Origin of the sequence: Halostagnicola kamekurae (genome assembly GCF_900116205.1) — an archaeon.
GTDB lineage: Archaea > Halobacteriota > Halobacteria > Halobacteriales > Natrialbaceae > Halostagnicola > Halostagnicola kamekurae.
Map to the genome: position 1 here is coordinate 1,031,886 of NZ_FOZS01000001.1, position 18,982 is coordinate 1,050,867.

23 protein-coding genes and 1 tRNA gene are annotated in these 18,982 nt (G+C 63.3%); 10 read left to right on the plus strand and 14 right to left on the minus strand.

Annotated features, from left to right (window positions below; genetic code table 11):
* The first annotated feature begins 1 nt into the window (after position 1).
* On the plus strand, positions 2 to 550 hold the full coding sequence (moaC, locus tag BM348_RS05180) for a cyclic pyranopterin monophosphate synthase MoaC (protein ID WP_092902640.1): 549 nt from the start codon (positions 2 to 4) through the stop codon (positions 548 to 550).
* 22 nt (positions 551 to 572) lie between these two features.
* Positions 573 to 1,592 (plus strand): NAD(P)H-dependent flavin oxidoreductase, encoded by a 1,020-nt coding sequence (locus BM348_RS05185; protein WP_092902642.1) that lies wholly within the window; start codon positions 573 to 575, stop codon positions 1,590 to 1,592.
* A gap of 50 nt (positions 1,593 to 1,642) precedes the next feature.
* Here BM348_RS05185 and BM348_RS05190 read toward each other — a convergent pair whose 3' ends face one another.
* The 5 genes from BM348_RS05190 to BM348_RS05210 all read right to left on the minus strand — a co-directional run bounded on the left by BM348_RS05190 (position 1,643) and on the right by BM348_RS05210 (position 5,413).
* Entirely contained in the window at positions 1,643 to 2,386 is a 744-nt protein-coding gene (locus tag BM348_RS05190) for a beta-ketoacyl-ACP reductase (RefSeq protein ID WP_092902644.1), read from the minus strand.
* A 169-nt stretch (positions 2,387 to 2,555) separates the two neighbouring features.
* Positions 2,556 to 3,989 carry a class III poly(R)-hydroxyalkanoic acid synthase subunit PhaC gene (phaC, locus tag BM348_RS05195; protein WP_092902646.1) on the minus strand — a complete coding sequence of 478 codons (1,434 nt, stop codon included), beginning with the start codon at positions 3,987 to 3,989 and terminating at the stop codon, positions 2,556 to 2,558.
* A 25-nt stretch (positions 3,990 to 4,014) separates the two neighbouring features.
* Complete coding sequence (locus BM348_RS05200; RefSeq protein WP_050049699.1) at positions 4,015 to 4,569, minus strand: poly(R)-hydroxyalkanoic acid synthase subunit PhaE; 555 nt, start codon at positions 4,567 to 4,569, stop codon at positions 4,015 to 4,017.
* A 39-nt stretch (positions 4,570 to 4,608) separates the two neighbouring features.
* Positions 4,609 to 5,094 carry a hypothetical protein gene (locus BM348_RS05205; RefSeq protein WP_092902648.1) on the minus strand — a complete coding sequence of 162 codons (486 nt, stop codon included), beginning with the start codon at positions 5,092 to 5,094 and terminating at the stop codon, positions 4,609 to 4,611.
* A 1-nt stretch (position 5,095) separates the two neighbouring features.
* A complete protein-coding gene (locus tag BM348_RS05210) occupies positions 5,096 to 5,413 on the minus strand; it encodes an AbrB/MazE/SpoVT family DNA-binding domain-containing protein (RefSeq protein ID WP_050049697.1) in 318 nt (105 codons plus the stop codon).
* Between the two features lie 270 nt (positions 5,414 to 5,683).
* Between BM348_RS05210 and BM348_RS05215 the strand changes: the two genes are divergently transcribed.
* The gene (locus tag BM348_RS05215; RefSeq protein WP_092902650.1) at positions 5,684 to 6,388 is read left to right on the plus strand and encodes a MaoC family dehydratase; all 705 of its coding nucleotides are present in this window, start codon (positions 5,684 to 5,686) and stop codon (positions 6,386 to 6,388) included.
* 236 nt (positions 6,389 to 6,624) lie between these two features.
* Positions 6,625 to 8,028 (plus strand): phosphomannomutase, encoded by a 1,404-nt coding sequence (locus BM348_RS05220; RefSeq protein ID WP_092902652.1) that lies wholly within the window; start codon positions 6,625 to 6,627, stop codon positions 8,026 to 8,028.
* 63 nt (positions 8,029 to 8,091) lie between these two features.
* Here the strand turns inward: BM348_RS05220 and BM348_RS05225 are convergent, their stop codons facing one another.
* Together BM348_RS05225 and BM348_RS05230 are read right to left on the minus strand one after the other, a co-directional pair.
* Positions 8,092 to 8,568 (minus strand): type II toxin-antitoxin system VapC family toxin, encoded by a 477-nt coding sequence (locus BM348_RS05225; protein ID WP_092902654.1) that lies wholly within the window; start codon positions 8,566 to 8,568, stop codon positions 8,092 to 8,094.
* Positions 8,565 to 8,873: an AbrB/MazE/SpoVT family DNA-binding domain-containing protein gene (locus tag BM348_RS05230; RefSeq protein ID WP_092902656.1), complete on the minus strand. Its 309-nt coding sequence runs from the start codon at positions 8,871 to 8,873 to the stop codon at positions 8,565 to 8,567. Before BM348_RS05230 ends, BM348_RS05225 begins: the two co-directional genes overlap by 4 nt.
* Before the next feature lie 215 nt (positions 8,874 to 9,088).
* Between BM348_RS05230 and cdd the strand changes: the two genes are divergently transcribed.
* Entirely contained in the window at positions 9,089 to 9,481 is a 393-nt protein-coding gene (gene cdd, locus BM348_RS05235) for a cytidine deaminase (RefSeq protein WP_092902658.1), read from the plus strand.
* Positions 9,482 to 9,516: 35 nt separating this feature from the next.
* Here the strand turns inward: cdd and BM348_RS05240 are convergent, their stop codons facing one another.
* Positions 9,517 to 9,945 (minus strand): DUF488 domain-containing protein, encoded by a 429-nt coding sequence (locus BM348_RS05240; protein WP_092902661.1) that lies wholly within the window; start codon positions 9,943 to 9,945, stop codon positions 9,517 to 9,519.
* 59 nt (positions 9,946 to 10,004) lie between these two features.
* On the opposite strand from BM348_RS05240, the gene BM348_RS05245 reads away from it, so the two are divergent.
* The gene (locus BM348_RS05245) at positions 10,005 to 10,826 is read left to right on the plus strand and encodes a nucleoside phosphorylase (RefSeq protein WP_092902663.1); all 822 of its coding nucleotides are present in this window, start codon (positions 10,005 to 10,007) and stop codon (positions 10,824 to 10,826) included.
* 53 nt (positions 10,827 to 10,879) lie between these two features.
* Here BM348_RS05245 and BM348_RS05250 read toward each other — a convergent pair whose 3' ends face one another.
* Positions 10,880 to 11,644: a mechanosensitive ion channel domain-containing protein gene (locus tag BM348_RS05250; RefSeq protein ID WP_092902665.1), complete on the minus strand. Its 765-nt coding sequence runs from the start codon at positions 11,642 to 11,644 to the stop codon at positions 10,880 to 10,882.
* Between the two features lies 1 nt (position 11,645).
* A complete protein-coding gene (gene dacZ, locus BM348_RS05255) occupies positions 11,646 to 12,458 on the minus strand; it encodes a diadenylate cyclase DacZ (protein WP_092902667.1) in 813 nt (270 codons plus the stop codon).
* A gap of 137 nt (positions 12,459 to 12,595) precedes the next feature.
* Between dacZ and BM348_RS05260 the strand changes: the two genes are divergently transcribed.
* Both BM348_RS05260 and BM348_RS21140 read left to right on the plus strand, forming a co-directional pair.
* Positions 12,596 to 12,847 carry a hypothetical protein gene (locus tag BM348_RS05260; RefSeq protein WP_092902669.1) on the plus strand — a complete coding sequence of 84 codons (252 nt, stop codon included), beginning with the start codon at positions 12,596 to 12,598 and terminating at the stop codon, positions 12,845 to 12,847.
* 110 nt (positions 12,848 to 12,957) lie between these two features.
* Positions 12,958 to 13,437, plus strand: coding sequence for a hypothetical protein (locus tag BM348_RS21140; RefSeq protein WP_175507109.1), 480 nt, complete (start codon positions 12,958 to 12,960; stop codon positions 13,435 to 13,437).
* Positions 13,438 to 13,477: 40 nt separating this feature from the next.
* Here the strand turns inward: BM348_RS21140 and BM348_RS05270 are convergent, their stop codons facing one another.
* The 3 genes from BM348_RS05270 to BM348_RS21145 all read right to left on the minus strand — a co-directional run bounded on the left by BM348_RS05270 (position 13,478) and on the right by BM348_RS21145 (position 15,363).
* Positions 13,478 to 14,467: an aldo/keto reductase gene (locus BM348_RS05270; RefSeq protein WP_092902671.1), complete on the minus strand. Its 990-nt coding sequence runs from the start codon at positions 14,465 to 14,467 to the stop codon at positions 13,478 to 13,480.
* Positions 14,468 to 15,031: 564 nt separating this feature from the next.
* Positions 15,032 to 15,116, minus strand: a tRNA-Leu gene (locus tag BM348_RS05275).
* Between the two features lie 70 nt (positions 15,117 to 15,186).
* The gene (locus BM348_RS21145) at positions 15,187 to 15,363 is read right to left on the minus strand and encodes a hypothetical protein (RefSeq protein WP_175507110.1); all 177 of its coding nucleotides are present in this window, start codon (positions 15,361 to 15,363) and stop codon (positions 15,187 to 15,189) included.
* 284 nt (positions 15,364 to 15,647) lie between these two features.
* On the opposite strand from BM348_RS21145, the gene BM348_RS05280 reads away from it, so the two are divergent.
* Positions 15,648 to 15,956, plus strand: coding sequence for a cyclin (locus BM348_RS05280; protein ID WP_092902673.1), 309 nt, complete (start codon positions 15,648 to 15,650; stop codon positions 15,954 to 15,956).
* A gap of 144 nt (positions 15,957 to 16,100) precedes the next feature.
* On the opposite strand, the gene BM348_RS05285 is transcribed toward BM348_RS05280, so the two are convergent.
* Complete coding sequence (locus BM348_RS05285; protein WP_092902675.1) at positions 16,101 to 16,574, minus strand: phosphopantetheine adenylyltransferase; 474 nt, start codon at positions 16,572 to 16,574, stop codon at positions 16,101 to 16,103.
* A gap of 141 nt (positions 16,575 to 16,715) precedes the next feature.
* Between BM348_RS05285 and BM348_RS05290 the strand changes: the two genes are divergently transcribed.
* Positions 16,716 to 18,971, plus strand: a complete 2,256-nt coding sequence (locus BM348_RS05290) for an NADP-dependent malic enzyme (RefSeq protein WP_092902677.1) — start codon at positions 16,716 to 16,718, stop codon at positions 18,969 to 18,971.
* Positions 18,972 to 18,982 lie beyond the last annotated feature (11 nt).

Consider the following 18,982-nt stretch of genomic DNA (forward strand, 5'->3'; position numbering starts at 1 on the left):
AATGAGCGACGATCACCCGACGACCACGCCGGACGAGAACGGCGGGTCGAATACCGATTCCAGCGGCGACGCCGGCCAGCTCACCCACACGACCGACGACGGCGATGTCCAGATGGTCGACGTCGGCGACAAACCCGATACCAGCCGCCGCGCGGTCGCCGCGGGCGAGATTCGCCTCCAATCCTCGACGCTTGAGGCGATCCGCGACGATCGGGTCGACAAGGGCGACGTGCTCGCGACGGCTCGAATCGGCGCGATTCAGGCGGTCAAACACACCTGGGAGACGATCCCGATGTGCCACCAGATCCCGATCACGAACGTCGACACCGACTTTTCGCTCGAGAACGACCGCGTGGCGCTCGAGGTCGCCGTCGAGACGACGGGCAAGACCGGCTGCGAGATGGAAGCGCTCGAGGGCGTCACGACAGGACTCAACGTCGTCTGGGATATGGTCAAAGCCGTCGAGAAAGACGAGGACGGCCAGTATCCGGCGACTGGCATCGAGAACGTGCGAGTGCTCGAGAAGGAAAAGCGACTAGCGTCGGAATAGCACGGAGAAACGAAGGGAACAGATGACGCTTCAAACGCCGCTCTGTGACGCGCTCGGAATCGAACGACCGATCGTTCAGGCCCCGATCGGGAGTGCGACGAATCCCCAACTGGCTGCCGCCGTTTCGAACGCCGGCGGACTCGGCCACCTTGCGGTCACCTGGCGGGACCTCGAGGAGACGAGACGGGTGATCCGCCGAACTCGCGAGCGGACCGACAACCCGTTCGCAGTCAACCTCGCGCTCGATGACGCGACGACGATTCTCGAGACTGACGACCATCTCGAAGTCATTCTCGACGAGGGCGTCGATGCCGTCTCCTTCTCGTTCGGCAGTGCTCGAGAGTACGTCGATCGGGTTCACGAGGCAGGCGCGATCGTTTTCCAGACTGTGGGGAGCGCAACGGCCGCACGGGAGGCGGTAACCGCCGGCGTCGATATCGTCGTCACACAGGGTATCGAAGCCGGGGGACACGTCCAGAGCGAGGTCGCAACGACGGTGCTCGTGCCTCGAGTCGCGGATGCGGTCGGGGACGAAGTGCCGATCGTTGCCGCAGGTGGGATCGGCGACGGGCGGGCTATCGCGGCCGTCCTCGGGCTCGGCGCTGACGGCGCGTGGCTCGGAACTCGATTCGTTGCGACCGAGGAGGCGGCGGTTCACGACGACTACCAGCGGTTGCTCTGTGAGAGCGACGAAACCGATACCGCTCTGACGACGCTATTCGATAAGGGCTGGCCCGGAATGCCACATCGCGTTTTGGAAAACGAAACGACCGAACGATGGAAGCGAGCAGGAGAGCCCCCGACCGGCGAGCGGCCCGGAGAGTCCGAGGTCGTCGCGACCACCGACGCGGGCGAACCGATCGAGCGATACGACGAAGCGCTTGCAACATCGGATGTGGACGGAGACATCGAGGAGATGGCGCTTTTCGCCGGCCAGAGTGTGGGTCTTACCGACGACGTGCAACCTGCCGAAGCGGTCCTCGAGGAACTCGTCGCCGAAGCACGGGAAGCGATGTCACAGCTCCCGAAGTGGAGAGAATAGCGGTACCGTTCAAAACTGATCGACAATTCGAACCAGGACGGCCATCGGGCTCAGAGATCCATTCCGCCGTTGACGTCGATCACTTCGCCCGTCACGTACGAGGAGTCTTCGCTCGCGAGGAATCGGACGACGGCGGCGATGTCCTCGACTTCGGCGAGTCGTTCCAAGGGAACGCTCGAGATGATCCGCTCGAGGACGTGCTCGGGAACGGTCTCGACCATGTCCGTCGCGGTAAAGCCCGGTGCGACGCAGTTCGCGGTTGAACCGCCTTGTGCGAGTTCGAGCGCGATGGTCCGGGTGAAACCGAACATACCGCTCTTGGCTGCCGCGTAGTTCGCCTGCCCGAAGTTGCCCTGCTTGCCGACGACGCTCGAGATGTTGATCAGCCGGCCCTCCTCGGCGTTCCAGATGTCGTCGTAGAACGTCTGCGTGCAGTTGAACATTCCACCGAGGTTGACGTCCATCACGCGGTCCCAGTCCTCTCGAGACATTTCGGTGAACTGTTGATCCGCGGTGATGCCGGCGTTGTTCACCAGCACGTCCGCCGGGCCGAAGGCCTCGAGACAGACCTCACGCATGTGTTCGACGGCTTCGCGGTCGGAGACATCGGCCTGGGCGGTGACCGCCGAACCGCCAGCGTCTTCGATCGCGTCGACCGCGTCGTGAGCGTCCCCCTCCGACGAGCGATAGTTGATGACGACGTTCGCACCCTCGGCTCCAAGGTACTCGGCGATTCCTCGACCGATGCCTCGAGCCGAGCCGGTGATGACGCAGGTTCGCCCATCCATTGACATAGATACCTAGACAATGAACCTCATGCCCTATATAATAACGTACGGGCTTTCAGTTTTCCAGACGAACGCGATCCTTAATAAGAAGCTAGCACTGACCGAACAAAAGCAGTTGTGAAGGCGGAACCGTCCGATGGTACTCCGCGGAGGTTTCTCCACACTCGCTACGGAATTATCTCGATCGGGCCTGCTCGATCCAGTCCTCGAGTCGTGCCGGTGAGATGCCGGTCTCCGTCGCCAGATCCGCGGCGGATGCCGCGGCCAGGTCGTCGATCGTCTCGACTCCCGCCTCTCGGAGGTCTTCGGCGTAGGCGTCGCCGACGCCGGAAAGGCCGGTGAGGTCCCCGCTGGCATCGGTTCCATCGATCTCGATTTCGACGCCGTCATCGCCGACGCCAGGGCCGGAACCGGCGTCGACGCCGGTCTCGTCACCGTCGACATCCGTAGCGAGTGCAGCATCCGATTCGTCTGTATCCGCAGGCTCGCCACCGGCATCGGGCCCCGTCTCCGACTCGAGGTCGCTCTCTGCCCGCTGTTCGAACCACTCACAGACCTTCGGCCAGAGTTCGTCGTGGCTCCGCGAGGAGACCGACATGCCGATGTGGCCGGTGGGGAACTCGAGGATCTCGGTGTCCTCGGAGGCGATCGCGTCGTTGAACGGCTTCGAAGCGTTCGGCGGGATGAGGTGGTCGTACTCGGCGACGATCTGGAGGACCGGCATCTCGATGTTCTCGAGGTCGACGCGCCGGTCGCCGAGGACGAGTTCGTTCTCCATCAGCTTGTTCTCCTGGTAGATGTCGGTGATGAACTCCTCGTAGGTGGCCCCGGCGACGTCGATCCCCTCCGAGAGCCAGCGTTCCATCCGCGCGAAGTTCTCGACGAAGTCCTCGTCTTCCATGTTGTCGTAAAAGCGGACGTACTTCGTCACGTTGTTCGCGACGGGATCCATCAGTGCGAAGCCGACATCGAGGAACTCGGCGGGGACGTTGCCGTAGGCGTCGGTGACCCGATCCGGGTCGTAGTAGTCTTCGTCGCCCCACAGTTCGAGGACGCCGCCGTCGCCGGCGAAGCAGAGCCCCGACGCCATCAGTGCGAGGTTCTTGACCTTCTCCGGGTAGAGGGAGGCGTACATGGCCGATTTCGTGCCGCCCATGCAGTAGCCAAGGATGTTGATCTCGTCCTCGCCAGATCGGTCGCGGACGACGTCGACGCAGTTGTCGATGTACCGGTCGACGTAGTCCTCGAGCGTGAGCGAGCGATCCAGCGCCGAAGGCTCGCCCCAGTCGATGAGGTACACGTCGAATCCGGCCTCGAGCAGCGTTTGAACGACCGATCGGTCGGGCTGTAAGTCGAGGATATACGGTTTGTTGATCAGCGCGTAGACGATCAGGATCGGCACGTCGCGTTGCTCTTCGGTCTTCGGCTCGTAGTGTAACAACTCGAGTTTGTTCTCCTCGTAGACGACCTCGCTCGGCGTCTGGCCGACTTCGACGTTCTCGAGCGTTTCCGTCCGTTCGGGCGCCACGCGGGTCTTTTCGGCGAGCTCGGCGGCCCCTTCCCAGGCCTGCCGTTGCATGTCCATCGCGAGTGTGTATGGGTTTTTCATTGGTGGCTGAGTTCCGGTCGCTCGATCAGTCCCCGGATTCGTCTTCGAGGTGCTCGAGGACTCGATCGAGCTTCCGCTCGACGGCGTGTTGGCGTCGCTCGAGTTCGACGAGGCGGTCGCCGACTTCGACCACGTCGCTCTCGGTCGCGAACCCGAGCGTTCGTAGCGTCGTTTCGGCGGCTTCGTCGGCCTGCTGTTGGGCCTCGAGCACGTCGCCGACGGTTTCGCCGGTCATCTTGGCGAACGCCGTCGTGGACATCACGTCCTTGAACGCGTCGTTGGCCGTGTTGAGCCAGATGTCGCGGAACTCCTCGATGTCGACGTCCTCGCCCTCGAACTGGTCGTTCATCCGCTCGACCATCTGCTGGGAGGCGTCCATCCACGTCTCGTAGGCTCGAGCGTAGCCCTCGACGCCCTCGGAGATGTCGTTCTCCTCGGTGGCTTCGCCGACCGTCTCCGACCAACTCTCGACGAACTGGGCCTGGGCTTCCATGTTCTGCTCGAGCGCCTCGAGAAACTGTTCGTTCCACTGCTCGGCCGCGGCGTTCCAGTCGTGCATCTGGGATGCTGGGTCTGTCATGAATAAAATTGATCGTTGGAGCGTGAAAGCGTTTCGGGACTACGCGCCGGCGTCGAACTTCTCGGCGGCATCTTCGACGTTCTCGGCGACGGCCGTGACGTTGGCTTCGGCCTGCTCGTGGGCGTCGAGGAACGCGTCGAAGGAGCTATCGACGGCGTCGGTGTAGCTGTCTGCGAACTCGTCGTAGGCTTCGGCGGAGTCCTCGATGGCGTCCTGGAAGGTCTCGAGGGTCTCTGTCTGCGCTTCGGTCGCGTTCTCGAAGCCTTCGTCGACGAGCGCGCGGAGTTCGTCGACGTCGGCGGCGTCCTCCGGAAGTGACGCCTCGACGGCGTCGAGCCACGCGTGGATCGCACCGCTCGTCACGTCGGCGTTTCGCTCGAGCGCGGAACTCGAGGTGTCGACGACGGTGGCGAAGGCTTCGATCGACTGTTTCTGGGCTTCGACGGCGTCGTGGGTGAGCGTCTGGCTCTGTTTCACTGCGGTGCGCTGTGCGTCGAACAGGTGAGTGAGTGGGTTCTGTGTCATGTTATTCGTCCTCTCGGTCGCGTTTGACGGGGACGACGATCGTCTGCACGATGTCTCCTTCTTCGATATCAAGGGCGTCGCGTTCGGGGCCGGGAATGCTGACTCGGCCGCCGCTCTGGACACGGGCCTTGAACGTCGCCGTGCCCATGTTCATCGGACCGAGCGACGACATTCCCTCGAGCGGGTTCGCCGTACCGGCCTGCATCATCTGTTTCAGCATCTCCTGCTGGGATTGTGCGACCTGCTCACCGGCTTCCTGCATCTGCTCTGTAAACATCGCGGGCGGGAACCACGGTGATCGGTCGGAGTCGTCCGTCATCATCCGTACGAACGATCCGACTCCTAATAAGGGTTTCCGCTAGTCACCATCTGATACCATTAGAATACATCTACTACCTTTTAGGGTAGCTAGTTGTTCATATACGGTCCGGAAATTCACAATTCGACATCGATATCGACGCGTCCGAAATCCTAAATGCGACACAGATGTTCTGAAATGCGCCGTGATTCCGATTCTCGAGTTGTTAAAACGATTCCGGCTGGAGCCAAAGGAGACTTAACCGCGACGCACGTACGGAAATCGTATCAAATGTCCCAACAGAATTCGGGGAAATCGGACTTTTCCGCCATGACCGACGCCTGGTCGGCGATGACCCAGAGCATCATTCGGACCACGGCTGCGGCCAACCGCGCTGCGGTCTCCGCGATGGTTCCGGCGATGGAAGCGACCGAGTCCAACGACGACTCGAGTCGGACGCCGGCAGCCGACCGGCACTCGGACGGTTCGGAGTCCGCCGGCGCGTCCACAGACATCATCCCAGCGACGATCCCGTCCGTCGACTACTCGGACCTCGACTGGGAGTTCGAACGCACCGTCGACGACCCGTCCCACATCACCGTCGGCGACACCGTCACGTTCGAGAAAACGCTCACGGACGAAGACGTGCGAGCGTTCGCCCACAGCAGCGGCGATACGAACCGCCTCCACCTCGACGACGAGTTCGCAGCCGAGACGCGCTTCGGGAACCGCATCGTCCACGGAACCCTCGTCTCCGGACTCATCAGCGCCGCGCTCGCCCGACTCCCCGGGCTCACGATCTACCTCTCACAGGACCTCGAGTTCCGGGGACCGGTCGAGATCGGCGACCGCGTCTCCGCGCGCGTCGAAATCGTCGATGCCCTCGGCGACGACCAGTATCGACTCGAGACGCTCGTTCGCGACGAGGACGCTGACGAGACCGTCGTCGAGGGGGAAGCCGTCGTCCTCATCGACGAGTTCCCCCCGGCGGAGTGACGGGTCGACTAGTCAACCGGCGATCCGGGCCGAAACCCGACTGTAAGCGCAATGGCGTCGCCAGTTGCGACGCAACTAACCCGAAACGACGGTGTCTTTTCTCCGACGACGCGACCTCCGACGAGACAGTCCGGAGACATCGGGCCCGGCCCCACGTCTGATCGGATCGGGACGGTGACTCGGTCCGCGGTGTCGAGCTATCAATACATAAGTATCTGCTCGCGAAACGGTCGGCCATGACGCTGTTCGGGACGGCGGGGATACGCGGGCCGGTCGAGGACGCCGTCCGACCGGCGCTGGCGCTGTCGGTGGGACAGGCCGCCGGCGAACCGGGCGAGACGTTCGTCGTCGGACGCGACGGGCGCGAAACGGGCCCCGCGCTCGCCGCCGCGATGGAAGCTGGCCTCGAGAGCGCGGGCGCCGACGTACTGCGTCTCGGGCAGGTCCCGACGCCGGCGCTCGCGTTCGCCTCGCGGGGACGCCGCGGTGTAATGTTGACGGCGAGTCACAACCCCCCGGAAGACAACGGAATCAAACTGTTCGCAGACGGCGTCGAGTACGACCGCGACGCCGAACTGGCGATCGAAGCGGCCGTCGACGCGTCCGAATTGGCACAGTGGGACGAGTGGGGCAAATCGGCGTCCCTCGAGATACTCGAGGTGTACCGAGACGCGGTCGTGGCCTACGTCGGCGAGCAGTTCCCGACCCTGTCGGACGCCGACAGCGCTGAAGCCTCCCCAGCAGAATCACGGCCACTCGAGGGACTTTCGATCGCCGTCGACTGCGGCGGCGGCGTCGGGGCGCTCGCGACGCCCCAGATCCTCGAGCGCCTCGGCGCTCGCGTCGCCGCGATAAACGCCACCGTCGACGGCCACTTCTCGGCTCGAGAGAGCAAACCCACGCCCGAGACGCTCACCGACCTCTCGGCGTTTCTCGAGTCCGGGTCGTTCGACCTCGGAATCGCGCAGGACGGTGACGCCGACCGGTTCGTCGTCTTGGGCCCAGATGGCGAGGTGATCCACGAGGATACGATTCTGGCGGTCGCCGCGGCCCACTACACACGGCGGGCGGACAGTCCGGACCCCGTCGTGGTGACGACGCCGAACGCCTCCGCGCGGATCGACGAGCGGGTTCGCGCCGTGGGCGGCCGCGTCGAACGCGTTCGGCTGGGCTCGCTCCACGAAGGGATCGCCTGCGAACGCGAGGAGGGTGACACAGACACGGAGGTCGTCTTCGCGGCCGAGCCGTGGAAACACATCCACACCCGCTTTGGCGGCTGGATCGACGGCGTCGCGAGCGCCGGCATCATCGCTGCGCTGACCCGCGAAGCGGGCGGCACCGACGCACTTCGCGACCCCGTTACCGAACGACCCTACCAGAAGGTGAGCGTCGACTGTCCCGAGGCGGTAAAAGAGTCGGCGATGGACGCCCTCGAGACCGCGCTGCCGGACGCGTTCCCGGACGCCGAGGTCGACACGGACTACGGCGTTCGCCTCGAGTTCTCCGACGCCTCGTGGGTGCTCGTTCGCCCGAGCGGCACCGAACCGTACGTTCGAATCTACGCCGAAAGCGAGACGGTCGATCGGCTGGTCGAAGAGACGCGCGAAGTCGTCGAGACGGCGATCGCGAACGCGGACTGAGATCGTCGAGGAGCGGTTGCTTTCACCAGCCTGTCGCTCACACGGTGTACGATAACGCCGGTTTCACTGCGGAGAGACCGAGAGTTCCGAAAAATAGCTCCGATAGAAACCGGTATCGAAACTGAGCAGGGTATCGGCATCGATGGTCGCGTGCCCGCCGATGAGGAAATCAGCGGCGATGTGCTGACGGGACGCGAGACGTTCGTCACATTGCTCGCATCGGACGGTCCGTTTCTCTCCACAGGATGGACACTGGAGACCGTTCGGCCGTCGATCCGTGTACCGTTCGAACTGCTGTCCCGCCTCGAGGAGTGCCTCTTGAGAAGGTTCGACGAGCCGGATACTCAAGTCCTCGAGGAAATGATTCAGTTCGGCTGCGGTCTCGAAATGACCATCGGCTGCGAGTTCGGCGTAGACGATCGACGTAATGACGACTCGCCCCTCCCGATATGCGCGTCGAAGTTCCGCTTCGGCGGTATCGGTGTGCGCGTCGTCGTACAAAAGCGCGAGGAGGACGTTCGTATCGACCGCCGTTATCACGGCTCCCTCGTCGTGGTTTCGTCGTCGTTCGAATCGGAACGATTCCCATCCGCCGCCTCGCTGCTCTCGCGCGGGTATTCGCCGCGGAGTCGGCGCATCCGTTCGGGCATGGACTCGTCGCTCTCGGCGGCGCCACGGTATTTTTTGAAGGGGTCCGTCCCCTCCGTCGTAGTCGGCTCTTCTTTCCGAATCTCGTATCCGGAGCCGGTCTGCTCGAAGGACACTTCGTCACCCGGCCTGATTCCCAGGCGATCCCGAATCTCCTTCGGGATGGTGACCTGCCCTTTGGTGGTGACGCGAGGCATATCCGTGTATACCTATACGGTAATACCTAATTAGTATTACTCCGCTCCTACTAGGACTACTCTCTCCGGGCGGGGCGATTCGATCTCACCCGAACTGCCTCTGGACCGTACGCAATCCAGCGTCTCGCCGACCTCTGTGCCGAGCGCAGGTATCGACCTGATCGACGATTCGGCCGGTCGGTGCTTTCTTGCCGACAGTCGCGGTATCTGTCGCTATGGACGAGGAAACACTTGTCGAGATGGCACGCGACATCCAGTCGGCGTCGCACGTCCCCTACTCCGAGTATCGGGTCGGTGCGGCCCTCGAGACCGCGACGGGAGACATCTACGTCGGCTGTAACATCGAGAACGCGAACTACAGCAACAGCCTCCACGCCGAGGAGGTCGCTATCGCCGAGGCGATCAAAAACGGCGCGACCGAGTTCGAACGCATCGCCGTCAGCTCGAGCCGGCGCGACGGCGTTACCCCCTGTGGAATGTGCCGACAGACGCTCGCCGAGTTCTGTGGAGACGACCTTCGCGTGATCTGTGACGAGGGCGAGTCGACGACCGAGTACACCTTAGGCGAGTTGCTCCCCGACACGATCACCGAAGAGACGCTCGAGTGACAGGCCGGAGAGTGACATGAACCGGACTGGTCTCGTCATGGGTCCTCGAGGTACTCCCGCAGAATCGTCCGGTGACACCGTTTTTTCGCCGTGTTCTCGAAGCAGACGAGCGCGAGTGACTCGCCGCCCTCGAGTCGTTCCTCGAGGCTCTCGAGTGCGTCCTGTGCGCTCGCCGATTCCTCGAGATGCGAGCGATAGGTCTCCTCGAAGCCGACCTCTTCCCAGGCGGCGTTGTGTGCGCCCTCCCCGCAAAAGCCGCGCATCTTCAGCGCCTCCTCGGCGGATTTGGCCGACTCGAGCAGCGGTTCAGGCGGCCCGAGTTCGGGGACGTTCTCGTCGACGGCGGCGTGAAACCAGCCCGTGGGGTTTCTGACCACGCCGACGCGCGTCGTTTCGGGGTCGAGTTCCTCGAGGTCGTGTTGCAACGCGGCGACGTACGTGTCCGCGAGGTGACCGCTGGCCATACGCCCGATTGGGCCTCCCGGCATTTATATACGCCGCCAGATCGAACCACACGAACCTCATGGCAGGTCACAGCGAGGATCCGAACGCGGACCGACAGTACCACCTCGAGGTCGGACCAGCGGACGTCGCCGACACCGTTTTACTCCCGGGAAATCCAGAGCGGATCGACAAGATCGTCGCCCACTGGGACGAGTACGAGGAGCAGGCGTCCCACCGGGAGTACCGGACCGCGACCGGCACCTACGAGGAGACGCCGATTTCGGTGACCTCGACGGGGATCGGCGGGCCGTCGGCGGCGATCGCGGTCGAGGAACTCGCCCGCGTCGGCGCGGAGACGTTCATTCGCGTCGGTTCCTGCGGCGCGTTACAGGAAGAGATGGCGGTCGGCGACTTGGTAATCACGACGGGTGGCGTTCGCCAGGAGGGCACCAGCGACGAGTACGTCCGCGAGGACTATCCCGCGAGCGCCGACTACGAGGTCGTCTGCGCGCTCGTCGCCGCCGCGGAGCGACTCGGCTACGACTACCACACCGGCGTCACGATGAGCGCCGACGCCTTCTACCCGGGACAGGGCCGGCCGGGGTTCGAGGGCTTCGAAGCCGCCGGCTCGACGGAGTTAGTCGACGAACTCCGGGAAGCGAACGTGAAAAACATCGAGATGGAAGCCAGCGCGATCATGACGATCGCCTCGATTTACGGGCTCCGCGCCGGAGCCGTCTGTTCGGTCTACGCCAACCGGGAGACCGGCGAGTTCCGAACCGAAGGCGAGTCCAGATCCGCCGAGACAGCCTCGCTGGCGACGCATCTGCTGGCGAAAATGGACGCGGTGAAACGCGAGGCCGGTGCGGATCGGTGGCACGCGGGGCTCAGCCTCGAGTGATCTCGGATCCGAGTGATCTCGAGTGCGGAAAAGTAGCGTTCTTCTCGGCGGGCTCAGCCCCGGATTCGGACGACGCCTTCCTCGAACACGCGCCTGTTCGGCACGATGAACTCCTCGGAGTCGTCTTCGATCTTCGTGACGAACAGATCGACCTCCTGGACGATACCGGACTGGTCGCCGATCCGCACCCGGTCGCCGATGCTGTAGGGTTGGTTCAACAGGAGGTAGATACCCGCGGCGCTCGAGACGAGGAAATCTTTGAACGCGTACCCGCCGACGATGACGATTCCGACGGTGTAGACGGCGAGCAGGATGAGCAGGGCGAAGACGTGCACGCCGATCTGGTCCAGCGCGATGATGAAGGCGATGTACAGCACTGAGTACTTCACGACCTTCGGAATGATGGAAACCTCCGGGAGTTTGACGCCGCGGAGGTATTCGCTGACGACCAACTCGGCCTTGTCGGCGACGATGAATCCGAGAATCAGCACGAAGACGGCGATAAAGACCTGCGGAATGAATCGAATGATGCTCGCCCAGAACGCGTCGGTCGAGAGCAGTTCGGCGATGTGGATCGCGGTGAGGACCGAGATGCCGTAGATAAACCACGAACTGATCCGCGCGACGATCTCGACCGTCGACGTGCCGAGGCTCTGTGCCGTCCGCTCGAACGGGGTTCCTTCGACGGCGTCGGTGACGCCCGCCGCCCCGAGCAGTTCCTTGTTGAGTTTGCCGACGAGGTAGCCGACGACGAGACCGAGCGCGAGCACTGCGACGGCGATGATCGCCGGCTCGTCGACGAACGTCTGCAACTCCATATCAGTACGCCTCCGGATCGACCTCGATCAGCAACTCGCCACCTTTGAACGCCCGTACCATGCCGTCGCTTTCGGAAAGCGCGATCGCGATCGCGTTCGTGTCCCTGGTGATCGCCCCGCCCGCCATGTGTCTGGCTCCGAGTCCTTTCGGGATGTCGACGCCCTCCGCCGACGGCTCGAGGTACCGGTAGGCCGAGACGATCTTGCCCGAATCGGAGATGACGAACGCGCCGTCGAGACGGGAGAACTCCTTTAGCATCACGCTCACGATCGGGTCGCCGACGTGGACGTGGGACTTCTCGAAGGGGTTGTACGAGAGCGGCCGGGACTTGTTCATCACCTTACCGGCGTCGCCGACGACGAACAACGCGCCGACGGGTTTGCCCTTCTGGCCTTTCTTGCCGAGTTCGACCGCCAGCTCGAGCACCGCTTTGATCACTTCCGGATCCGCGCGCGACCGCGAAAACAGGTCGTAGATACCCATCTTCGAGTCCGCGTCCGCTCGGACGCGCGAGACGGTGTCGATACCGTCGCTGAAGACGCTCGTCGCACACGCGAGGACGTCGCCGTCCTCGATGATTCCCTGTTCTAACGCGCCCTCGAGACCGAAGGCGATCCGCTCCGTGACGTCTTCGAACTCGAGTGGCAGTTCGACGAACGTCTCCGCACTCACGACGTTTTCCGTGCCGACGACGATGACGTCCACGTCATCGATCGACGAAAAGCGCTCGTAGTACGACCCGCTCGGCCCGAAGAGCACGACGGCATCGACACCCGAGAAGATGTCCCCGAACACGTCGTCAAGTCCGTCCATTACTCCTAGAAGTCGTTCGTGATCGAATAAACGTTGTGGGCTTGAACGGGTGAGAATAGTCGACATACGTTCCGGGCGGAGTTGCGTATCGAGAAACCGCGGAAAACACTTATGATGGACATCCAACAGTATTCCGTATGGTCCACACGTATCGATCGGAGCGGCTCGTGCCGCCGTCGACTTGGTCGACGATTCGCGATCGATCCCTCGAGTTGCTGCTCGCGATCTCGCTCGCCCTCGGAGCGGCGTCACTGATCGTGCTTTCGACAGGCAATCCGGAAGCCATCGCGATGATCGCCGGAGCGAGCTTTTGTCTCATCGCTGGCGGGCTCGCGACGGTTCGACTCCTCGAGTCCCTCGAGGCCGACGGCGTTCCAGGCTTGGAGTGATCGGTAGTGGATGCGGACAGCAGCCCAAACTAGCCGATTTCGAGACGGGGTCGGCGCTCGAGCGAACCGATCTCAGAACCCTTTTTCCCGGCCGCACGCAATCGTTTTGTATGATCGATCTCATCATCGCGGCGCTCGGTCCCGTCGTGATCGGTGCCCTCTCGGTGCTCGTCTACTGGGACGCGAGACGGGTTGGCGTCGCCTGGCCGCCGGTCTGGGCCGTGGTCATGTTCCTGACGGGAATGACGGGCCTCGGACTCTTCATGTTCGTGCCGTCGGTGCCGATTCCCGGACTGCTCGTCATCCTCCTCCTGGGACCGATCCTCTACGCGTTCGAGCGGGACGACACCAGACACAGCGACGAACCGGCGGACCCGCACACGCTCGCTGGCGCAGGGACGGCTGGCGATGATCGTAGGTCGGACGAGGGCGATTCGATCTCCAACGGCGGTGACCGCGACGGCGGTGATCGCGGCGATGACAGGCGTTCCTCGAGCGACGACGGCTCGAACGGCGCGAGTGGTACCGGAATATCCGACGAGATAGGCCAGGAGCCGGTCGATTCCGACGAGTACGCCGAGAGACGATAACCGATTTCGGTCGCGTTTCACTCGATTCTGCGGTCCCGAGTTACCACTGCTGGTGGACGTGCTCGTAGACCGTCCGTTCGTAGACGTCGCGAACGGCGCCGTGCGTCTGGTTCGAAAGCGAGTCGAGCGACGACACCGCGACGTTGTCCCGAATGTGCTCGGGCGAACTCGAGCCGGGAATCACCGTCGAGACGGCGTCGTGGTCGAGGATCCAGCGCAGGGAAAACTGCGCGGTCGTCATTCCGGCCGGCACGTGGTCTTCGATCCGATCGACGGCCTCGAGCCCTCGCTCGAACGGAAGCCCGCTGAAGGTCTCGCCGCGGTCGAACGCCTCGCCCTCGCGGTTGAAGTTTCGGTGATCGCTCTCGTCGAACTCCGTCTCCGCCGAGAGCGCGCCGGTCAACAGTCCGGACGCCAGCGGCACGCGGACGATAACCCCGATATCGCGCCGTTTGGCCTCCTCGAAGAACAGCTCCGCGGGGCGCTGTCGGAGCGGGTTGAAGATGATCTGGATCGTCTCGACGCAGGGGTACTCGATCGCTTTCAGCGCCTCCTCGACCTTCTCGACGCTCACGCCGACGTAGTCGATTTTCCCGTCCTCGACGAGCGCCTCCATCGCGTCGAACACGCGCGGCTGATAGTACGCCGGCGTCGGCGGGCAGTGTAGCTGGACCAGATCGAGCGTGTCCGCACCCAGATTTTCCCGCGACCGGTCGACGTGTTCCTCGAGGGTCTCGGCGGTGTAGCCCGCGGCCTCGTGGGGATCGATCCGACGGCCGACTTTGGTCGCTACGGTCACGTCCTCGGAGTCGTCCCACTCCTCGAGTACGTCGGCGATATACTGCTCGCTCGCGCCATCGCCGTAGACGTCCGCGGTATCGAGGAAGGTCACGCCCTCCTCGAGGGCCGTCCGGACTGCCGTTCGGGCCTCCTCGCTCGAGACTTCGCCCCAGTCGGAGCCGATGTTCCACGTGCCGAGGCCGACTTCCGTTACGTCCAGATCCGTCGAACCGAGTCGTCGCTGCTCCATACGCTATCGTTGGCGAGGAGGTATTTGACTCTGTTTGACTCGCCGACAGCGTGACGGGACCTACTCGAACCAGCAGACGACGGTTCACTCGCCTCACCGTCTGTCCGTCCGTGAAACTCTCGAGTTTGAGACTACCCGAGGGCACTGGCTGTGTTTGCCACCGGTGTGATGGCTCTGGCGATGCGTATCGCTCGAGAATGTGGCGCGGGGACCGGATTCAAATCTCGCCGAGACGGTCCGGGCTTGTGGCCTCGCTTCGCTCGGCCATTCCGGGCTGTGACCCGTCTGTCTCGAACCGGTCATTCGATTGCTGCCGCTCGCGGATTTGTTCGCGGACAATGCGCGGGACCGGATTCGAACCACGCGAAGACGTGCTCGCTACGCTGCGCGCGACTTCTCTACTTCGAATCCGTATTGGCGATGCTTCTCCTCGCGAAATTGCTCGGAGAAGCATGCGCGGGACCGGATTCGAACCGCGAGGACTTCGCTTCGCTCGTCCTCTGGGCCGCGAATCCGCTCCTGCTCCTTCACTCGTTTTCTCGCTGCGCTCGAAAACTCGTTCAGTGCGCGGGACCGGATTCGAACCGGCGGACCCCTACGGGACAGCGTCCTAAGCGCTGCGCCGTTGGCCTAGCTTGGCTACCCGCGCGCAGGCTACCGTTCCCACGATTCGAGTAAGAACCTGTCGATCCCATCGAGTCTCCGGTTGCCGATCCCGATCAGTCGTGAATCAGCGGCTCTTCGGGAGACCAATCCGGTGGAACGATGAAGGTCACGTGCTCCGAATCCCGCAACTGGTGTAGCTCCGCCGCCTGTTCGGCCAGCGATCGGTCTCGGTAGGGCATCTCGAGGCCGCAGCCGGTACAGACGAGTTTGCAAGTTGGTTCGGTACTCATGGTGAGACGCGGGTCGCGGGAGAGCGACGGGCGTCGATTGTACCTTGCCGTGTATCCGGCTTTAGTAATCGTGACCTATACGATCGCACCCAAACGGCCAGTTTTACTAGTCGTTCGTAGCTGAACGTTGCCCGATACAGCCACCTATTGCGGTGAGTATCCATTCCCAGAGACCCTTCACGGCGTCCGTAACTTCGAGTAGGCGACACCCGGGCGAGTTTACGAGCGGCGGCGGAGCGGACGCCGTCCGTGGATTTATCCCTGTTCCGGCGAACAGATGACGTATGCACAGCGCTCGCGACCGCATCGAACACGAGCCCTGGCTCGAGGAACTCGAGATCGTCGCGGATCGGCTCGACCTCTCGAGTGACGCTCGCTCGTACGCCAGCGACCTCTTTCTCACTGACGTTCCGGAATCGGACCGGTCGAAGCGCGCCGTCCTGGCTGCGAGCGTCTACGCCGGCTCGTTGGTCGCCGGCGACGGTCGCACGCAGGGGACGGTCGCCGACGCCGCCGACGTCTCGCGGTTATCGATTCAACAGCGCTGGAAGGACCTCCTCGAGACGGCTGGACTCGAGCCGCCTCGGTGGTAAGGTCGCGCAATAATTGCCATCGATCGATTTCTTCGCGTCTACGCCTCGTAAGTGCCAGCTACGGTGATGAAACGGTATCCAGCGGTAAGAACCGGTACGAACGCCTCGAAGACGGTGAGTGAAACAGCGTCTCACGCCCGAGGGCTATTGGCCGCCTTCGTCGAGCACGTTCCCGTGCTCGTCGATCTCGTCGTTGACGATCCGCGTACTCGAGATGATGTCCCCGTCTTCGGCTCGCAGGTGCGGGACGACGACCACCTCGAGCGGGTCGAGGTCTCGATCTCGCCGAATTTCGTTTATTTTCTCGCCCCCATCGACGGTTTCCGGCGAAACGACGAGGTAATCGAACGGTGGCTCGGTGGCGATGCCGGTCGGCTCCGTGAGCGGGCGGACTTCGAACGATCGATCGTGCTCCTCGGCGAACGGCTCGAGTTCGTCCTCGAGTCGATCTTTCCGTCGATCGAACGATCGGACGGGTCGATCCTCGTGGCGGGTCTTCGGCGCGAGGTCGTCACTCGTCAGCCCGACGGTCACGTCGCCGAGTTCGAACGCCCGTTCGAACAGCCGTCGGTGGCCGTCGTGAACGGGGTCGAACGTCCCACCAAGCGCGACATCCATATCCGATTGGACTGTCGCGGGCCGTATAAAAGGGTCGAATCGTCGAACCGGGTCGTGTCGGGCGCGAACGGACAGATAATTCGTCGATAGTCGAACTGCGCCTTCGCATTGTTTTTAGTGGTCCACGTTAGTGATCCACCTATGGGACTAGACGAGGACGCACTGGAGTACCATCGCATCGATCCGCCGGGAAAACTCGAGATTTCGACGACGAAACCGACGAATACGCAGCGGGATCTCTCGCTCGCGTACTCGCCCGGCGTCGCCGCCCCGTGTCTCGAGATCGACGAGGACGAGTCCGAGGCCTTCCAGTACACCGCGAAGGGGAACCTCGTCGGCGTCCTCTCGAACGGTTCCGCGGTGCTCGGACTCGGTGATATCGGTGCGCAGGCGTCGAAGCCGGTCATGGAAGGAAAGGGCGTTCTCTTCAAGCGGTTCGCGGACATCGACGTTTTCGACATCGAACTCGACGACGCGGACCCCGAGAAGATAATCGAGGCCGCGAAGATGATGGAGCCGACTTTCGGCGGGATCAACCTAGAGGACATCAAAGCCCCCGGCTGTTTCGTCATCGAAGAGCGCCTGCGCGAGGAGATGGACATTCCCGTCTTCCACGACGACCAGCACGGCACGGCGATCATCTCCGGGGCCGCATTGCTCAATGCGGCCGACATCGCCGACAAGGAGATCGAGGACATGAAGATCGTCTTCTCGGGGGCCGGCGCGAGCGCGCTCGCGACCGCAAAGTTTTACGTCTCGCTCGGGGCGAAACCGGAGAACATCGTCATGTGTGATTCCTCGGGAATCATCACGGAGGCCCGCGCGACGGCCGACGACATCAACGAGTACAAACGTGAGTTCGCGCGCGACGTGCCCGAGGGCGACCTCTCGGACGCGATGGAGGGCGCAGACGCCTTCGTCGGGCTCTCGGTCGCCGACATCGTCTCCCAGGATATGGTTCGCTCGATGGCCGAGGATCCGATCATCTTCGCGATGGCCAACCCCGACCCCGAAATCGGCTACGCCGAGGCCAAGGAGGCTCGAGACGACACCGTCATCATGGCCACGGGTCGCTCGGACTACCCAAATCAGGTCAACAACGTCCTCGGGTTCCCGTTCATCTTCCGGGGCGCACTCGACGTCCGCGCGACCGAGATCAACGAGGACATGAAAGTCGCCGCCGCCGAGGCGCTGGCGGATCTGGCTCGCCAGGACGTCCCCGACGCGGTCGTCAAAGCCTACGGCGACGACCCGATCCAGTACGGCTCCGAGTACATCATCCCCAAACCGGTCGATCCGCGCGTGCTGTTCCGGATCGCCCCCGCCGTCGCGGAGGCCGCGATCGAGTCCGGAGCCGCCCGCACGGAGATCGATATCGACGAGTACGAAGAGCAACTCGAGGCCAGACTCGGCAAGTCTCGCGAGATGATGCGCGTCGTCCTCAACAAGGCAAAGACCGACCCGAAGACGGTCGCGCTCGCCGAGGGCGAAAACGAGAAGATGATCCGGGCGGCCTACCAGCTCCAGGAACAGGGCATCGCCCTGCCGATCCTCATCGGCGACGAGACCGAGATCAAATCGACCGCGGCGAACCTCGGGTTGGACTTCGAACCGCAGGTTGCCGACCCGGACGCGGGCGATTACGAACGGTACGCCGAACGGCTGCACGAGCTCCGAAAACGCAAGGGGATCACCCGAACGGAAGCGGGCGAACTCGTCCGCCGCGACACGAACTACTTCGGGAGCGTGATGGTCGAAGAAGGCGACGCGGACGCCTTCCTCACGGGGCTCTCGCATCACTATCCCTCGGCGCTTCGCCCGCCGCTGCAGGTCATCGGCACCGCCGAGGACGTCGAGTACGCCGCCGGCGTCTACATGCTCACGTTCAAGAACCGCGTGATCTTCATCGCCGACGCGACGGTCAATCAGTCGCCCGACGAGGACGTTCTCGCCGAGGTGACCAGACAGACCGGCAAACTCGCGCGACGGTTCAACGTCGAGCCCCGCGCCGCACTGCTCTCGTACTCGAACTTCGGCAGCGTCACGAACGAAGGCACCGTCAAACCGCGCAAAGCGGCCCAGAAACTGCAGGACGATCCCGAAGTCGACTTCCCAGTCGACGGCGAGATGCAGGCCGACACGGCCGTCGTCGAGGACATCCTCGAGGGAACGTACGGGTTCTCGGAGCTCGAGGAACCGGCGAACGTGCTCGTCTTCCCGAACCTCGAGTCGGGTAACATCGGCTACAAACTGCTCCAGCGCCTCGGCGGTGCCGACGCCATCGGCCCGATGCTGACCGGGATGGACAAACCGGTTCACGTCCTCCAGCGGGGCGACGAGGTCAAAGACATCGTCAATCTGGCCGGCGTGGCCGTCGTCGACGCCCAGCAGGAGTAGTCGACGACCGA

What these genes read in the sequence shown, in the direction of transcription:
- BM348_RS05290 (WP_092902677.1), top strand. Translation starts at nt 16,716, where the DNA reads ATGGGACTAGACGAGGACGCACTGGAGTACCATCGCATCGATCCGCCG.
- BM348_RS05240 (WP_092902661.1), bottom strand. Translation starts at nt 9,945, where the DNA reads ATGGCCAGCGGTCACCTCGCGGACACGTACGTCGCCGCGTTGCAACAC.
- BM348_RS05185 (WP_092902642.1), top strand. Translation starts at nt 573, where the DNA reads ATGACGCTTCAAACGCCGCTCTGTGACGCGCTCGGAATCGAACGACCG.
- BM348_RS05270 (WP_092902671.1), bottom strand. Translation starts at nt 14,467, where the DNA reads ATGGAGCAGCGACGACTCGGTTCGACGGATCTGGACGTAACGGAAGTC.
- BM348_RS05250 (WP_092902665.1), bottom strand. Translation starts at nt 11,644, where the DNA reads ATGGAGTTGCAGACGTTCGTCGACGAGCCGGCGATCATCGCCGTCGCA.
- BM348_RS21140 (WP_175507109.1), top strand. Translation starts at nt 12,958, where the DNA reads ATGATCGATCTCATCATCGCGGCGCTCGGTCCCGTCGTGATCGGTGCC.
- BM348_RS05210 (WP_050049697.1), bottom strand. Translation starts at nt 5,413, where the DNA reads ATGACGGACGACTCCGACCGATCACCGTGGTTCCCGCCCGCGATGTTT.
- moaC (WP_092902640.1), top strand. Translation starts at nt 2, where the DNA reads ATGAGCGACGATCACCCGACGACCACGCCGGACGAGAACGGCGGGTCG.
- BM348_RS05220 (WP_092902652.1), top strand. Translation starts at nt 6,625, where the DNA reads ATGACGCTGTTCGGGACGGCGGGGATACGCGGGCCGGTCGAGGACGCC.
- cdd (WP_092902658.1), top strand. Translation starts at nt 9,089, where the DNA reads ATGGACGAGGAAACACTTGTCGAGATGGCACGCGACATCCAGTCGGCG.
- BM348_RS05200 (WP_050049699.1), bottom strand. Translation starts at nt 4,569, where the DNA reads ATGACAGACCCAGCATCCCAGATGCACGACTGGAACGCCGCGGCCGAG.
- BM348_RS05230 (WP_092902656.1), bottom strand. Translation starts at nt 8,873, where the DNA reads ATGCCTCGCGTCACCACCAAAGGGCAGGTCACCATCCCGAAGGAGATT.
- BM348_RS05260 (WP_092902669.1), top strand. Translation starts at nt 12,596, where the DNA reads ATGGTCCACACGTATCGATCGGAGCGGCTCGTGCCGCCGTCGACTTGG.
- phaC (WP_092902646.1), bottom strand. Translation starts at nt 3,989, where the DNA reads ATGAAAAACCCATACACACTCGCGATGGACATGCAACGGCAGGCCTGG.
- dacZ (WP_092902667.1), bottom strand. Translation starts at nt 12,458, where the DNA reads ATGGACGGACTTGACGACGTGTTCGGGGACATCTTCTCGGGTGTCGAT.
- BM348_RS05280 (WP_092902673.1), top strand. Translation starts at nt 15,648, where the DNA reads ATGCACAGCGCTCGCGACCGCATCGAACACGAGCCCTGGCTCGAGGAA.
- BM348_RS05190 (WP_092902644.1), bottom strand. Translation starts at nt 2,386, where the DNA reads ATGTCAATGGATGGGCGAACCTGCGTCATCACCGGCTCGGCTCGAGGC.
- BM348_RS05205 (WP_092902648.1), bottom strand. Translation starts at nt 5,094, where the DNA reads ATGACACAGAACCCACTCACTCACCTGTTCGACGCACAGCGCACCGCA.
- BM348_RS21145 (WP_175507110.1), bottom strand. Translation starts at nt 15,363, where the DNA reads ATGAGTACCGAACCAACTTGCAAACTCGTCTGTACCGGCTGCGGCCTC.
- BM348_RS05245 (WP_092902663.1), top strand. Translation starts at nt 10,005, where the DNA reads ATGGCAGGTCACAGCGAGGATCCGAACGCGGACCGACAGTACCACCTC.
- BM348_RS05285 (WP_092902675.1), bottom strand. Translation starts at nt 16,574, where the DNA reads ATGGATGTCGCGCTTGGTGGGACGTTCGACCCCGTTCACGACGGCCAC.
- BM348_RS05215 (WP_092902650.1), top strand. Translation starts at nt 5,684, where the DNA reads ATGTCCCAACAGAATTCGGGGAAATCGGACTTTTCCGCCATGACCGAC.